The organism is Streptomyces sp. DSM 116795 (assembly GCF_055792905.1).
Genome location: NZ_CM147707.1, coordinates 2,086,631 through 2,101,055, shown reverse-complemented (window position 1 = coordinate 2,101,055; position 14,425 = coordinate 2,086,631). Strand labels below are relative to the sequence as shown.

Annotated in this window: 11 protein-coding genes and 1 pseudogene; 5 read left to right on the top strand and 7 right to left on the bottom strand. The window is 65.9% G+C overall.

Going from position 1 to position 14,425, the window contains the following annotated elements; all coding sequences use genetic code 11:
- Positions 1-274 precede the first annotated feature (274 nt).
- Positions 275-1,270, top strand: a complete 996-nt coding sequence (locus tag ACSMXX_RS08825; protein WP_473183474.1) for a helix-turn-helix domain-containing protein — start codon at positions 275-277, stop codon at positions 1,268-1,270.
- A gap of 815 nt (positions 1,271-2,085) precedes the next feature.
- On the opposite strand, the gene ACSMXX_RS08820 is transcribed toward ACSMXX_RS08825, so the two are convergent.
- Positions 2,086-3,300, bottom strand: a complete 1,215-nt coding sequence (locus ACSMXX_RS08820) for a PucR family transcriptional regulator (RefSeq protein ID WP_473183473.1) — start codon at positions 3,298-3,300, stop codon at positions 2,086-2,088.
- 257 nt (positions 3,301-3,557) lie between these two features.
- Here ACSMXX_RS08820 and ACSMXX_RS08815 point away from each other — a divergent pair, with 257 nt between their 5' ends.
- The gene (locus tag ACSMXX_RS08815) at positions 3,558-3,710 is read left to right on the top strand and encodes a hypothetical protein (RefSeq protein ID WP_473183472.1); all 153 of its coding nucleotides are present in this window, start codon (positions 3,558-3,560) and stop codon (positions 3,708-3,710) included.
- Positions 3,703-5,604: a long-chain-fatty-acid--CoA ligase gene (locus tag ACSMXX_RS08810; protein ID WP_473183471.1), complete on the top strand. Its 1,902-nt coding sequence runs from the start codon at positions 3,703-3,705 to the stop codon at positions 5,602-5,604. Before ACSMXX_RS08815 ends, ACSMXX_RS08810 begins: the two co-directional genes overlap by 8 nt.
- A gap of 287 nt (positions 5,605-5,891) precedes the next feature.
- On the opposite strand, the pseudogene ACSMXX_RS08805 reads toward ACSMXX_RS08810, so the two are convergent.
- From ACSMXX_RS08805 to ACSMXX_RS08790, 4 genes and pseudogenes are all read right to left on the bottom strand, one after another.
- Positions 5,892-7,090, bottom strand: a pseudogene (locus tag ACSMXX_RS08805) (XdhC family protein).
- A 334-nt stretch (positions 7,091-7,424) separates the two neighbouring features.
- A complete protein-coding gene (locus ACSMXX_RS08800) occupies positions 7,425-7,901 on the bottom strand; it encodes a (2Fe-2S)-binding protein (RefSeq protein WP_473183470.1) in 477 nt (158 codons plus the stop codon).
- A 9-nt stretch (positions 7,902-7,910) separates the two neighbouring features.
- Entirely contained in the window at positions 7,911-10,244 is a 2,334-nt protein-coding gene (locus tag ACSMXX_RS08795) for a molybdopterin cofactor-binding domain-containing protein (RefSeq protein ID WP_473183469.1), read from the bottom strand.
- 677 nt (positions 10,245-10,921) lie between these two features.
- Positions 10,922-11,458, bottom strand: coding sequence for a PaaI family thioesterase (locus ACSMXX_RS08790; protein WP_473183468.1), 537 nt, complete (start codon positions 11,456-11,458; stop codon positions 10,922-10,924).
- Between the two features lie 89 nt (positions 11,459-11,547).
- On the opposite strand from ACSMXX_RS08790, the gene ACSMXX_RS08785 reads away from it, so the two are divergent.
- Complete coding sequence (locus tag ACSMXX_RS08785) at positions 11,548-12,012, top strand: winged helix-turn-helix transcriptional regulator (protein ID WP_473183467.1); 465 nt, start codon at positions 11,548-11,550, stop codon at positions 12,010-12,012.
- Positions 12,013-12,051: 39 nt separating this feature from the next.
- On the opposite strand, the gene ACSMXX_RS08780 is transcribed toward ACSMXX_RS08785, so the two are convergent.
- A complete protein-coding gene (locus ACSMXX_RS08780; RefSeq protein ID WP_473183466.1) occupies positions 12,052-12,297 on the bottom strand; it encodes a hypothetical protein in 246 nt (81 codons plus the stop codon).
- Positions 12,298-12,379: 82 nt separating this feature from the next.
- Positions 12,380-12,862, bottom strand: a complete 483-nt coding sequence (locus ACSMXX_RS08775; protein WP_473183465.1) for a winged helix-turn-helix transcriptional regulator — start codon at positions 12,860-12,862, stop codon at positions 12,380-12,382.
- A gap of 280 nt (positions 12,863-13,142) precedes the next feature.
- Here ACSMXX_RS08775 and ACSMXX_RS08770 point away from each other — a divergent pair, with 280 nt between their 5' ends.
- Positions 13,143-14,366: an MFS transporter gene (locus ACSMXX_RS08770; RefSeq protein WP_473183464.1), complete on the top strand. Its 1,224-nt coding sequence runs from the start codon at positions 13,143-13,145 to the stop codon at positions 14,364-14,366.
- Positions 14,367-14,425 lie beyond the last annotated feature (59 nt).

Genomic DNA, 14,425 nt, shown 5'->3' with positions numbered 1-14,425 from the left:
TGCTTCGAGCTGCGCTGATCTCGGCTGCGACCAGGCCGGCTCCCTGCCTGACGGGACCCTGCGGGTCTCTGAGGAGAGAGCCGAGGCAGCGCGTCGCTCGTCCCGAGACCATGGAACGGCCTTAACGGAGCCGCTTCTTCCGCGGATTGGGCGGACACAGCGGACACGCAGCACTACGCTGCGGCTGTGATTTCTGCCACGGCCGCGCCGACAGGGCGCTGTGGCGAACACCCCTTCCATCACCAGGTCAACGGCAGTGAGGGAGCGATGAAGGGTGTTTGAGAGGACCGGAGGGACCTATGTCGTCGACTCGTCGTCGATCAGGGACGTGGTGCCGCGTGAGCGCGCCGACTTCTGGACCGATCACGTCTCGTCCGTTCACTGCCGGATGGACCTGAGATTCCCGCACGGCGACTCCTTCCGCGCCGGGACGATCCGCCAGCTCACGGACACCTATCAGCTCGCGAAGTGCTGGTCGGACAAGCTCGGATATCTCCGGACCCCGCAGCAGGTACGCCGGCACCCGGATGAGGACTACCGGTTCGTGATCATGCTCTCCGGAAGGGCCGTGCACCGTCAGGACGGCCAGGAAGCCGAGATGGTGCCCGGGACCGCGGGTCTGATCCCGGTGAACGGGTCGTACCAGACTCTCTACGATCGCTACGAGGGACTCAGCATGACCATCCCTGCTCACGAGGTGGACAGTCGGCTGAACCGGAAATCCCCGGTGACCGCGGGGCTGGACCTGGCATCAGGCCTGGGCCGCGTGGTGGGGGACATGGTGACCAGCCTCCACGAGGCACGGGACACTCTCACCACCAGCCAGTTCGATGCGGTGTCCGACCGGATCGTCGAGCTGTTGTGCATGCTTGTGGCGGGCGACGACCGCCCGGATGCGCCGGAACATCTGGCCGAAGTGGAGGCGATGGTGCGCCGCCATGTGCGCGAGCACGCGGGCGACCCGGGGCTGAACGGCGAGGCGATGGCACGCGCGTTGGGGTGGTCACTGCGGCAGATCCAGCTGGCGCTGCAGTGTGCCGGGACCACGCCCCGTGAGCTGATCCGCGAGGAGCGCCTGAGGCTGATACGGGAACGCCTGCAGAACCCCGCCTACAAGCACGTGACCATCACGGACCTGGCGTACGCGTCGGGCTTCTCCTCTCCGAGCGCACTCAGCACCGCGTTCCGGAAACGCTTCGGGATAAGCCCACGCGAAATGCGGCATGAGGGAGACGCTGACACCGCAGCCGCTCAGAGGCCGCGCGAATAGGGCGATCGTGGGTTCTACCTGGTGGTGAAGTGGGCACGGACACCGGTGAGCACGCTGCCCGGAATCACCGGGACAGCAGAAAGGATCACTGGCACCATGCCGTCTACACAAAACGTGCCTGCTCAGCAGGCACGTACCTCTGGTGTAGATGCTGTTGGTACCCCCGGCAGGATTCGAACCTGCGCACACGGCTCCGGAGGCCGTCGGGTTCCCAGACATTTCCGCAGGCCAGAGCCCTATGTGATGGCGTATCAGCCCGGCTGGCCCACAAATAGCCCACGGTCCACAAAGCCGCCTGTCCGGGCGCTTCATCGAGCAGAACAAGCGGCTTAGCACCGCCCGCCCGGCTTCTCGGGCCCGGGGTCGCGAGCCTTCGGAAGCGACCTCCTTCTGGACGTACGGGGCAGCAGTGCCGTGCCTGGCCGATGCGCCCCGCAGACCACGACGTACGTGATGTACGCCTCTGTGCCGACATCTCAGGCGCTGTGCCGAGGGTTGTGTGGGCTTCGTAGATGACCTCGGCCGGTGCGCCGTCGAGGGTGGCTGCAACCAACAGGGTAGTTCCTGTTCATTGGCCTACCTCCCGGGCACGAGGGAGGTGCTGCTGGTATTGCTGCCCGGCTTGTCCTTTCACGGCGCGGCGCGAACAGAGTGGCACGACGGTGTGCGGGTGGCGCCGTCGGAGATGCTGACAAGAGGTCCGACCACCGCCCGGCTGAGCGCAATGCTCCGCGACAGCACCTTCTATGGCTCCCGACCCCCATGCCTCGCTTGACGAAAGACATGGTGGGGACGTCTTCTGCTGAGCTGCGCGCTCAGTACGCCTTTCCGTGCATACCGAGTGACCCTTGTGGCCCGCCCAGACCTACGGCTGCAAGAGCGATGTACAGCTCCGCGCAGGACTGCGCGTCGGCGGTGTGCCGCCCGGTCAGATCGGCGATGCGTTTGAGGCGGTACAGGACTGTGTTGCGGTGGCAGTGCAGACCGTCAGCCGCCGCAGTGGTTGATCCGCCGACGACGAACCAAGTACGCAGGGTCTGCATCAAAGTGGTCTGTTCTTGCGGGGGCAGAGCGAGGAGAGGACCCAGAACTGACTGGGCCACTTCCTGCGCCATGTCAGGGGAGGCAGCCGCAAGCAGTGAGACAGGCGCGCGGCCGTACAGGTGGGTGCCGGTAGTGCCGTGTGGCAGGCACCGCACAGCTAGTTGGGCCTGCCGCCAGGCCGCTGGGGCGTTCACGGGGGAGGCGAAGGGTCGGCCGACCCCGACACGGGACGCAGCGATGTTGGTCAACTGGTCGACCGCCAGCGTGATGGCCTCCTCATTGGGGAGAGACAGCAAGCCCACCCAGGCCCCTGCCTGTTGAGTCCACGCTGAGCCGATTCCGACGGCACGGAGGCGCCGCTGCACGCAGGGCAGCGGCTCTTCCCTGTCCGGGGCTTCGGCGCAGACCACGAGAAACGGGCCTTGGCGGTCGAGGTCCAGGATGCGCGCGAAGTCCCACGCGCTCGCGTGCGTGCCGGCCTTGCCATCGAGCAGGGTGGTGAGCATCATGCGCCTGGCTGCGGAGTTGCGACGTGACTGTTCCTCGACGGTGGCTCGATAGGAGTCGGCGGCCACGCTGGAGTAGTCGTCGATGACCGTCCAGATGTCAGATGCCATGTGCAGCAGCTGGACGGTGCTCTGCGTGTCCACGGCGGTGCTGACCAGCCGGTCCCAGAGGAAGCGGCCGGCCATCCGGTAGGCGTGCAGGAGTGCTTCCAGGGGGATGCCCTGTTCTGCTTTCATCCGCCCGGCGGCGCGGGGCGCGTCCGGTGTTGTGGGCCGCCCCTGCAGTGCCATGAACATCGTGGACAAGTTGTCGAGCACCACAGTTCGCAGTTGGTCGCGGCTGAGCAGCGTGCTCTCGGCGTACGACTCCTCGCCTCCGAGGATCTCGTCGGTGAGGTCCTCGGCGAGCTGGCCTGCCTCGGTAAGGAGTCCGCCGATCAGTGCGACGGACTGGTCACTGGGCCTCAGCTGTGGCTTCACGTGCGTAGTGTAGGCGCGCGGTTGTGCGCAGGCACAATACTGCGACGCAATTTCCCGCCCCCCGCCCATGGCCCAAAGTCGGGGAGCACGGTGAAATCACCGACAGTGTGTTTCACGGTGGTTTCACTCATGAGGCATGCGCACAAGTAATGGCGGATCGAAGGAGATCGTATGAACGCCTACGACGCGTCGTCGGTGCGGGTCCAGCCAGTTGCGTGCTGGTCGCCGCCCGGCCGACCGAAGGACCTCATGTACGCGTGGCGCCGAGGGAGGCCGGTGACGAGCACCTCGCTCAGAAGGTCCACCCGCCGACCGCATGCAGCCATTTGTTCACAGCCGGCTTCGACGGTGACCTGGATCAATCCTCGCTCGCGGACCCGCGCTACGGCACCGTCGCGGTGAATGCGTGAGCGCCTGGACCGTCGTGGCTGCCTGACCCCCAACGGCCAGCAGGGCACCTTCCCCGACACCCGTGCCGACGTACAGAGAGGCATCGGCGGCGTGCACAACACGCCGTCCGCCCCCGAGGCGCTGGAGCACACGACCGTGGCCCCTTCCGGCCCGCGCCGTTGTGTGGTGCGCGGAGGGCTGCCCCTGGCCCGAGACCGCGGTGACCCGTCACCAACCGCACCGCCGCCGGGCCACTGCCCGCCGACTTCATGCTGCGGGCTGATACCGAACCACTGGAGAACCACCATGCTCAATCTGGCCGTCGTCCTGGAGAACTCCGCAAGGGAACATCCCGACCGTGAAGCGCTGGTCCTGGGCGACACCCGTATGTCGTTCGCCGAAGTGGACGCGGCGGCGAGCCGCATAGCGGCTGCTCTTGCGGCACACGGCATCAGTCCTGGCGACCGGGTGGCGGTCAGCTGTCCTAACCTGCCGTACTTCCCCTTCGTCTACTTCGGTGCGCTCAAGGCAGGCGCCGTGGTCGTACCCCTCAACATCCTGCTTACCGACCGGGAGATCGCCTATCACCTGGAAGACTCCGCAGCCAAGATCTTCTTCTGCTTCGAGGGCACGGACGAACTGCCGATGGGCAAGACGGGGCTGTCCGCGTTCGATGCAGTGCCGGGCTGTGATCACTTCGTCATGATCACAGCCAACCCGCAGGCACCGGCCCCGGTCGACAGAGTGACGACGCTCACCGAGTTCACCCGCAGCTACTCGCCCGCGGTCGAAACCGCCATGACCAGTGAGACCGACACGGCTGTCGTGCTCTACACCAGTGGCACGACCGGCCGGCCCAAGGGTGCACAGCTGACCCACAGCAACATGGTCCACAATGCGCTGTTGGCCAGCCGTCAGTTCGGAATGAACCAGGACGACGTCCATCTGCTGGCTCTGCCGCTGTTCCACTCGTTCGGCCAGACGGTGCAGCTCAACGCAGCGTTCGCCAGCGGGGCGACAATCGTGCTCCTGCCCCGATTCGATGCCGCTGCCGCCCTGAAGGCAATGGAGCAGGAGAACATCACCTTTTTCGCCGGCGTACCGACCATGTACTGGGCACTGCTCAGCCATGAGGCCGCAGACCGCCACGACCTCCAGCGCATAGCGCAGAACCTCCGGATCAGCATCTCCGGCGGATCAGCGCTGCCGGTAGAGGTACTGAGGGCATTCGAAGAGCGCTTCAACGTGCCGATCCTGGAGGGCTACGGGCTATCCGAGACCAGCCCGGTCGCGACCTTCAACCCACTGGACCGGCCTCGTCGACCGGGGTCGATCGGACTGCCGGTATGGGGTGTGGAAGTGAAGGTGATCCGCAACGACGGGACGCAATGCACCGTCGACGAGCCTGGCGAGATCTGCGTACGAGGGCACAACGTGATGAAGGGATACCTCAACCGGCCCGAGGCGACAGCGGAAGCGATCGACGCGCAGGGCTGGTTCCACACCGGGGACATCGGCAAACGGGACATGGACGGCTACCTCTATGTCGTCGACCGCAGCAAAGACCTCATTATTCGGGGCGGCTTCAACGTCTACCCCCGGGAGCTGGAGGAAGTGCTGCTCACGCATCCCGACGTGAGCCTGGCCGCAGTAGTGGGGGTGCCGCACGAGAGCCAGGGTGAAGAGGTCAAGGCATACGTCATCCCCCGCGCTGGAGCCACTGTCACCGAGGAAGACCTTGTGGCATGGTGCAGGCGCAACATGGCAGGCTACAAGTACCCGCGGATCGTGGAGTTCAGGGACGTCCTGCCGATGACCGCCACCGGAAAGATCCTCAAGCGGGAACTGGCTCAGAACGCACAGCAAGGAGTCGCTGCGAGTACGAACAATCCGCCTCTTCACGAGGGAAGTTGACAGCTCCGCGCAAGCACCGATTGCGGCAGGCAAAGTGCCGGGATAGTGAACGCAGCGAAAGGTGTTCCCGCTACGTCTGGGCCGCTCGACCGCCGAACCCGGCGATGCGGTGACATCACCCGACGTCGCTCCGTCTGGAGCAGGCCAAGCGCAGTCTGATTCTCCTGGTCATCGGCGCTAACCGTGGCTGGGTGCGTAGTTGGCCAAGGTGCTCTGCAACGCGGCGCGGCAAAGGTCTACGCGGGCCCCAAGGCCGTCAGCACCCCGGGGTCGTACCACACAGCGGCTCAGCGATCAGGAGCAGGTCCGCGCGCTTGAAGACTGCCGCCTGAAAGGGGCGCCATCACGCGATGCTCGGCATCGCCCGCCTGACCGCCGCGAGTTGTTGCGCGGTGGATCGGGCCGTCCGTGCGTTTCAAGGGCAGGCCGCTGCCGCCCCGGCGGTGCGCCACGATCTCGGCCACAATCGACAAGGCCGTCTCCTCTGGTGTGCACGCGCCGAGGTCGAGGCCGATTGGCGAGTGCAACCGAGCTAGCTCCGCCTCATCGACGCCGGACTCCCGCAGAAGCGCCAGCCGTTGCAGGTGCGTGCGACGCGAGCCCATCGCGCCGATGTAGGCCGCCGGGAGTCGCAAAGCCCGCTGCAGCAATGGGACGTCGAACTTGGCGTCGTGAGTGAGTACGCAGATCACGGTGCGCGCGTCCCACACCTGTGACTCCAGGTAGCGGTGCGGCCAATCGGCGACCACCTCGTCCGCTTCGGGAAAGCGTGCGGAAGTCGCGAAGAGAGGGCGCGCATCGCACACGGTCACGTGGTAGCCGAGGTACTTCCCGATCCGTACGACGGCCGCGGCGAAGTCGATGGCACCGAAGACCACCATCCGTGGCGTTGGAGCGATCGATTCCACCAACACCGTCAATGGTTCGTCGGAACGACTGTCTTGAGCACCGATCTCGATCGTGCCCGTGCACCCTGTCTCCAGGAACGCGGCGGCCTCGGCCCGCACCGTAGCTCCAGGGCCGGATCGCCGAAGCCACCCTCAGAAGAGCCGTCTGCCCGTACGGTCAACACCCCACCCGTCAGGTCGGCTGGGCCGCGGACGACTCTCACCACTGCTGCCGCATCTGCCGCAGCCGCGATGGCAAGAGCCTCCACCAGCCCTGCGCGCTCAGTGGGGATGACGGGTTGAACGAAGATGTCCAACGCCCCGCCGCAGGTCAGGCCGACCGCGAAGGCGTCCTCGTCCGAGTAGCCAAAGTGCTCGAGCATGCAGATGCCGGACGCCAGAGCATCACGGCACAGGTCGTACACGGCTGCCTCCACGCATCCTCCCGACACGCTTCCGATGGCTGTGCCGTCGACGTCGACGGCCAGCGCGGCACCTGGTTGCCTGGGAGCGCTGCCATGGACCGCGACAACGGTTGCGACGGCGAAGGTCCGCCGCTGCTCGCACCAGCGCGACAACTGGTCAGCGATGTCCAGCACTATGTTCCTTTCCGCAATTGGCGACGGCCTGGGTTGCGCCCGTCCACCACGAAGGCTTCGCCGATACGGTCGAAGGATCCACAGCGGCGGACGTTCCGCCCTCGGCGAGGTCCAAGTCGCCGTTCCTGTGGCCGCCGAAGTTGCCTGACCTTTGCGGCGGTTCATTTCACACGTCCGGCTGGCCGACGCCGTGAGACGCCGCGACCCAGAGGTGCTTCCCGCGTCGAGTGCGGGCTGTGACGGCTGTGTGAGGTGGTGGTCACCATGCGAAGGCTTGCCTGCCAGCTGATGCAGGTGCCGCGTCACGCCCTGGGCGGTGCACTCGGTGGGTGCGTCACATGTGCGCAGCGCCCACCTTGATCGCTTCCCGGATGCGGTTGTAGGTACCGCAGCGGCAGATGTTGCGGATCTCGTCGAGGTCGGAGTCGCTGATCTCATGACCGGAAGCCTGTGCTTGCCTGACCTTGGCCACCGCCGCCATGATCTGCCCGGGTTGGCAATAGCCACACTGCGCTACGTCATACTCCAGCCAGGCCTCCTGCATCGGGTGCAGGTCCTTGCCGACGGTGTCCGGCAGGCCTTCGATCGTGGTGATCTCGTCGTCCGGCCCGACATCCTTGACTTCTACCGAGCAAGGATTGAAGGCCTTGCCGTTGAAGTGGGACGTGCAGGCTTTGCAGACATTGATGCCACAGCCGTACTTCGGCCCGGTGACGTTCAGTACGTCCCGCAGGACCCACAGCAGTCGAAGGCTGTCATTGACGTCGACGGTGACCCGCTTGCCGTTGAGGATGAAGGTGTGCTTGCTCATGATGGGCTCTCAGTAGGTGTGGCTCAGGCCGTCTGACGGGGACTCGGGAACGGGTGGAGTGAAGGGCTTGACGTCGAAGGACACCGTGTCGTGGTTGATCGGGAACCGGGAGGGCATCGTGCCGGTCGCGCGGGCATAGGCCCCCGCGACTGCAGCCACGGATGCGGCCACCCCGGCTTCGCCGGCACCACCAGGTTGCTCGGAGTCGGAATGCATCACGATGCACTCGAAATCAAAGGGGACATTCCACTGCCGGGTGTAGAAGTAGTTGTCCCAGCTGGCTTCGAGGAAGTGCCCGTCACGCAGGTGAAGGCTGCTGGTGAGGGCGAGCGCGATCCCGTCCGAGACGCCGCCCAGCATCTGGGCCTCCAGGCCCTGGGGGTTGATCACCAGCCCGGCATCCACAGCGATCACGGCCTTAGTCACCCTGGGCCCGGTGACCGCGTGGTGGATCTTGCGGTTGACGGTCTCGGCTCGACAGTCGATCTCGACGAGCACCGCGGTCGCGCCCTTGTACTCGCTGTGGATCGCGATGCCCTGCGCCATCCCGGCGGGCATCGACCTGCCCCACCTGCCAACGTCGGCGACCTTCTGCAGCACTGCCTTGACCCGGTCGTTCTTGAGGAACGCGAGCCGGAAAGCCAGCGGGTCCTTACCCATCTTTCGGGCGAGCTGGTCGACCACGAGTTCGTTGGCACACGCCACGTCCGGCGAGTAGATGTTGCGCATGCTGCCGGTGTTGAAGCGCGCGTCGGTCTCGTTGAGCAGCTGGGTGACGACGCCGAAGTTGTAAGGCAGTTCCTGGGTCAGCGTGAAGATGCTCTCGGAGAACCCAAGGCCGCCGAGCCCGGTGGGCAGCCTGTCGGCCGTGGCCGTGATCATTTCGCCGAGTCCGTGGCTGAAGTCGGTGACGACACTCGTATGCCGCTGCTCGAAGCTCAGCACTTGCCCCGCCAGGTACGTGGCCCGGATCCGCGACGTCGCCATGGGGTGCACCCGCCCCTGCCGAGGCTCGTCGGCGCGATGCCACATCAACCTGACCGGTTTGCCCATCGCCTTGGAGATCTTGGCGGCCTCGATGGCGGGGTCAGCGAAGAGCTTGTGTCCGAACGATCCTCCGCCGGTGACCACGTTGACGGTGACCGCGTTCTGCGGCAGGCCGACGGCCTTTGCGATGTCGCCCTGCGCCACGATCGGCACCTTCAGTCCGGCCCACACCGTTGCCCGGTCCGATCGGACGTCGGCGATCGCGCAGTTCGGCTCGAGCGCGGCGCTGCTGCGGAACATGAACGTGAAGTCCGCCTCCACCCTGCGCGCCAGTACAGGGACCTTCGGGACCGCCAGCGGCAACTCGGCCTTTCTCAGCCGAGCCAGGATCGACTCGTCGGACTCGCCCTCGACCGGGCCCGGGTTCCACTGCACGTTGAGGGCACGCACTGCGTCGATGCACTGCCCGAATGTCTCCGCGCGAACAGCGACACCCGTGTCGACCATCGCGACATCCGTTACGCCCGGCATGGCAAGCACCGTGGCTCGGTTACCAACAGACTTCGGCGAGCCGTTCAAAGTTGGCGGGCGGCAGACCATGGTCGGCAACGCATCCGGCAGGTGCAGGTCCAGCGTGAATTTCTTCTCCCCCGTAACCGCACGTCGGGCGTCCTCGCGCCGGTGGGGCTTGCCGATCACCGAGAAGCTCGAAGTGTCCTTGAGCTCGACCTCTACGGCCTTGACGGTACGGCTGGCGGCCTTGGTTGCCAGCGAGCCGTAAGTCACTGACGACCCGTCAGGCGCGGAGATCACACCCATCTTGGACTTCAGCAGCTCCACGGCCGAGCCGAGCTCGATCGCCGCAGCTTCCAGCAGTGCCTTCCTGGCGATCGCCGCGGCGACTCGTACAGGTGTGAAGGTCGAGACCGTGGTGTTCGATCCGCCGGTGAGCTGGTTGAACATCAACTCGGGTCGGGCCGGCGCCAAGCCCACGTGCACCTTGTCGACCGGCAGGTCGAGTTCCTCGGCGATGATTATCGCTGTCGAGGTGGTGATTCCCTGGCCGACTTCCATTCGCGGAAGCTCGAACGACGCGGTGCCGTCATCGTGGATCACGATCTTGATCAGCGCGGACGTGGGGCGCGCGGCGTCAGTCTGCAAATCCTCGAGATCGTACAGTTCCGGGATCTGGGGTACTGAGCGCACTGCTGCACGAGCAGGTGTGCCCAGCCCGAGGTCGGCGGCCACGGCAAGTGTGGCTCCACCCAGCACATAGCCAACGAACGCGCGGCGGCCGACCCGCGCGCGCTCACCGCCGCCGGTGGTGCGGCCACTGTTGTCAGGGACGTTGGTCATCGGCCGTTCCTTTCCTATCCCGCTTGTCCGCTCTCGAGATCGACCGGCAGTTACGTTTCAGGGACCGCGCGGCAGGGAGCACTTGGCACAATTAGTTGTCGGCTCTCGATCGGCGAGCGGAGCAGAGCCTAGAGCTGCTCAAAGTCCTGGTCTCTAGGCCGAGCACCAGCGAAGCAGGGCGGCAGGTTGTGCGTGAGCACAGCGGGAAGCGGCTATTCGCACAAGATGAGAGTGCAACGAGGAGGCAGTGAAAGCAGACGGTGAAATGAGCCGTCCGAGGCATGTGGGGCCCGGGGAACCCGCCAGTTCCCTGATCGCCGGAAGACGAAGTGCGCTGGCCTTCGGCGTTGTCGTCCTGAGCTCTTTCGTGCTTTAACGGTGTCCAGACCAGCCGCGGCCGTATTCCAGGGGCGCACAGTTGCGCGGTCTGCAGGGCAACGAAGAGCTTCGAAAAAGCAGTCCGCACCTTCGGTTTGTCGGCGAGTTGGCCCTGTCCGGCGGATCATTGGCGGAGCCCTGATCGGGTCGTTGTAGCCGTGACGGTGCTGTGGAGGGTGTAGCGCTTTTTGTATCGGGTGGCGACAGCGTGGGACTTCTTGAAGTGATTGACGGTTCTGTCGAACTCGTTGCCGTGCTTGTAGATCCCGCCCGTTGAAGCCGGTAGGTCGGGCGGCAGTTCAGGTCAACGGAGCACGCTGACGCCGTCGACTGCCAGGCTCGGCATCAGTGGGTAGCGGGAACAGCATGCAGGTGCTGGTGGCGTGGGCGAGTAGGCGGTCCGCCGCATCGACCAAATGGGCCTGGGCAAGGGCGGTCTGGCTTCCGCTGTTGATGACCGTGCCGATGGCGCGGACCGTGCCTGTGTCCAGGGTGACCCGCCGAAGGAACTTCACTGTCAGGTCCAGTGATGTGTATGCCATGCCCTGTGGCAGCGTCGACTGGACGGCGCAGCCTGCCGCCGAGTCGAGCAGCGTGGCGTAGACCCCGCCGTGCATGCTGCCGATGGGGTTGTAGTGCTCTTCTCCTGGTGTCAGTGAGAACACCACGCGCCCCTTCTCCACCTCCTGCAGTGCGAAGCCCAGTGTGGCGCCCACTGGGGCCGTGGGCAGGACGCCGGCCTGCAGCTCACGTAGGAAGTCCAGCCCGGAGGTGCGCCCGGCGGCAGCTGCGGTGAGTGCCGGGTCCCCCCAGTCGTATGTGCGTGTCCGTCCCACGATCTTGCTCCTCCCGGTCTGCTCTCCAGGGGAAGCTAGCCTCCTGCCCCCTGACTGTCAATCTTGAAGCCAGGCGGTACGCTGGCGGGATGGAGTGGCTTGAGGCGAGCACCGAGAACTGTCCGGTTCAGATCTCGCTGGGTGTGGTCGGAGAGAAATGGACGTTGCTGATCCTGCGCGACGCCTGCAACGGCGTCCGCCGCTTCGACGACTTCCGCCGCCACATCGGTCTGTCGGAGGCGATCCTCAGCAACCGGCTCCGGAAGCTGACCGCCGCCGGCATCTTGAAGACCGAGCCCTACCGGGAGCCCGGCAGCCGATCCCGCAACGAATACCGTGTGACCCGCAAGGGGTGGGATCTGTGGCCCGTCCTCGTGGCGTTGAAGCAGTGGGGAGAGGCCTACGGTGACGACTCGTCAGGGCCGGTTCTCGACCTTCGGCACGACGAGTGCGGCGCCCCTGTGAGGGTGGTTGTCGAGTGCACCGAGGGGCACACCGAGCTGACCCCCTCCGAGGCGACCGCCATGCCGGGCCCCGGCGCCCGGATGCGCTGACATGACGGAGTCTGAACAACTGGGCGCCCGTCGTGGGCATCAGGTGCGTGGACCCATGACGGAAAACCCGAAGGAGCGCGTCGCAAACGGGTGCGCCAGCTCAACCTCTCCGTCCTTGAGGACCACGTTGCGGGTGTCGGCGAGCTCTCTCAGCGCGAGGTCGTACCCCTCGAACGTGATGCCCACCTGGGCGGTGATCGATTCACGGGAGGGAATGACCCCGCGGGTTGCGAGGTGCGTGTAGATCGCCAAGCGGGTGCGCTCCGCAGCATCGCTGAGGGTCATGCTCGTTCCCGTCTACCTCCATCGTTGGCCGGTGCCCTGCACGTTGCATGTGTGCGCTCTCAGAGCGCCGGCGCGCACCCGGTCACTCCTCGCTATCGGGTGCGGGCGGCGCTGGTGCGAACTCCACCTGCGTCGGCTCCACGAGCGTGCCGGACTCCGCGACGAAGGACACCCGGACGCGACGGCGGGAGCCGCTCACGAAGGGCAGAGCCTTCAAGGGCTTGGTAGACGGGAGATGCTCGTCGCCCCACTGCTGCAGAGCGGCCACGACGAGTTTGAGCTCCTCTCCTGCCGGAGTAAGGGCGTAGGAGTCTCGGGTCCGCTGACCAGGCTGTCGGTAGGGGATCTTCTCCATGATGCCGTGCTCGACCAGGCTTGCCAGGCGGGCACTGAGGACATCAGTGGCGATGCCGAGCCTGTCGCGGAACTCCGCGAACGTACGCCGCCCGAGAAGTGCTTCCCGGAGAAGGAGGAAAGTCCACGGGTCGTTCAGCACCGCGAGGCTCCGAGTGATCGCGCACGAGCTGACGAGCGCGTCGGAGAGAGCTTTGGACCGCGGAGCCATGCCCTCATCGTACTTTGACTCGCCCTGGCCAACTCAGCTGCCGATCACCAACTCAGGTGCCGATCAGCGACTCGGTCGTGCGCGTGACCGCCTTCTTCCTGGCGCCACACGGCCGCATCCGCTGGAGACGCTGGCTCCAATTGACGTACCCCGGGCTATCCCGGATGGAAGGCGCCAGTGATGGCTCGCCGTGAGGGGCGTCCCGAACCTCACAGGGCAGTACACCTAGCGCTCGCACATGGTGAGTTGGCTTAACCAACTCAGATGCTAGGGTCGCGCTATGGCATTGAAGGAGGACGTGGGTGAACGCTCCCGGAAACCCCGGGATTTGGGCAGCCGGGCGTCCTTTTTCGCTGCGGCTGCCACGCTCGCTCTGTCGTTGTGGTCCAGTGGCGCACCGAGCGTGCTCTATCCGCTGTACGCGGAGGCATGGGACCTGACGCCGCTCGTCGTCACCTCGGTCTTCGCGACTTTCCCCGTTGCGCTGATCGTCACGATGACGCTCCTCGGTGATCTTTCGGATGCGATCGGCCGACGGCGAGTGATGATGTGGGGAGTCGTGCTGATCGCTGCGTCCGCTGGGGTCTTCGCGCTCGCGCCCGCGGTCTCCTTCCTGTTCGTCGGCAGAGTGCTCCAGGGTGTCGGCGCCGGCCTGGCGATGGGCGCCGCAAGTGCCGCGCTCTGGGAGAACAACAACTCGTCGAATCCGAGACTGGCCAGCTCCGTTGCGACCGTCTCGACGTCGACAGGGCTTACGCTCGCGCTCGCGCTGTCGGGTGCCCTCGCGCAGTTCGCCCCCCTGCCGCTGGTGTGGAGCTACATCGTCCTGCTCGTGCTCGCCGTCGCGACCGTGGGTGTCCTCGCTGCGGCACCCGACGATCGCGGCGCGAACGTCCGCAGGTGGCGGCCCCGTCCACTGCGACCTGCGCCGGGTATCCGCCTCCCGTTCGCGATCGCCACCCTGTCGGTCGCGCTCGCGTACTGCATGGGCGCGGTGTTCCTGTCTCTTGGCGCGCACATGATCCGGCAGTTCGCACAGACCGACGATCTGTTCGTCATCGGTGTCCTGCTCGCGTGCTCATCGGCGGCCATCGGCGTCACCGGTCTGTTCCTGGGCCGGGTCCCGGCGTATCGAGCAGCGCGGATCGGCGCGGTGAGTTCCCTCGTCAGCCTCGGCCTGATGGCGCTCGTCGCGGGGACAGGCTCGATCGTGCTGCTCCTGGCCTGGTGTTGTGTCGGCGGTGCGGCATACTCGTTCGCTTTCACCGGCGGACTCGGCGTCATCAACCACGCCGCTCCTGGCGGCCACCGCGGAGCCACACTCTCTCTGCTCTACCTCTTCGCCTACCTCCTCCAGGCAGGCACCGCCGTGAGCGTCGGCGCCCTCGCCACGGCGTTCGGTCTCGGCATCGCCATCACAGCGGCTGCCGCTTTTCTCACACTCATCTGTTTGACGGTCCTCACGCTCGCAAGGACCCTGCCCAAGGCTGAGCGGTCGAAATGACCCGCGCTACGTGAGCGCTGACGCGCTCGGGAGGGGGTATCGGCACTTTCCTCGACACA

Excerpts from the sequence above, each read along its gene's own strand:
- ACSMXX_RS08795 (WP_473183469.1), bottom strand. The coding sequence starts at position 10,244 with ATGACCAACGTCCCTGACAACAGTGGCCGCACCACCGGCGGCGGTGAG.
- ACSMXX_RS08775 (WP_473183465.1), bottom strand. The coding sequence starts at position 12,862 with ATGGCTCCGCGGTCCAAAGCTCTCTCCGACGCGCTCGTCAGCTCGTGC.
- ACSMXX_RS08785 (WP_473183467.1), top strand. The coding sequence starts at position 11,548 with ATGGAGTGGCTTGAGGCGAGCACCGAGAACTGTCCGGTTCAGATCTCG.
- ACSMXX_RS08810 (WP_473183471.1), top strand. The coding sequence starts at position 3,703 with ATGCGTGAGCGCCTGGACCGTCGTGGCTGCCTGACCCCCAACGGCCAG.
- ACSMXX_RS08780 (WP_473183466.1), bottom strand. The coding sequence starts at position 12,297 with ATGACCCTCAGCGATGCTGCGGAGCGCACCCGCTTGGCGATCTACACG.
- ACSMXX_RS08770 (WP_473183464.1), top strand. The coding sequence starts at position 13,143 with ATGGCATTGAAGGAGGACGTGGGTGAACGCTCCCGGAAACCCCGGGAT.
- ACSMXX_RS08800 (WP_473183470.1), bottom strand. The coding sequence starts at position 7,901 with ATGAGCAAGCACACCTTCATCCTCAACGGCAAGCGGGTCACCGTCGAC.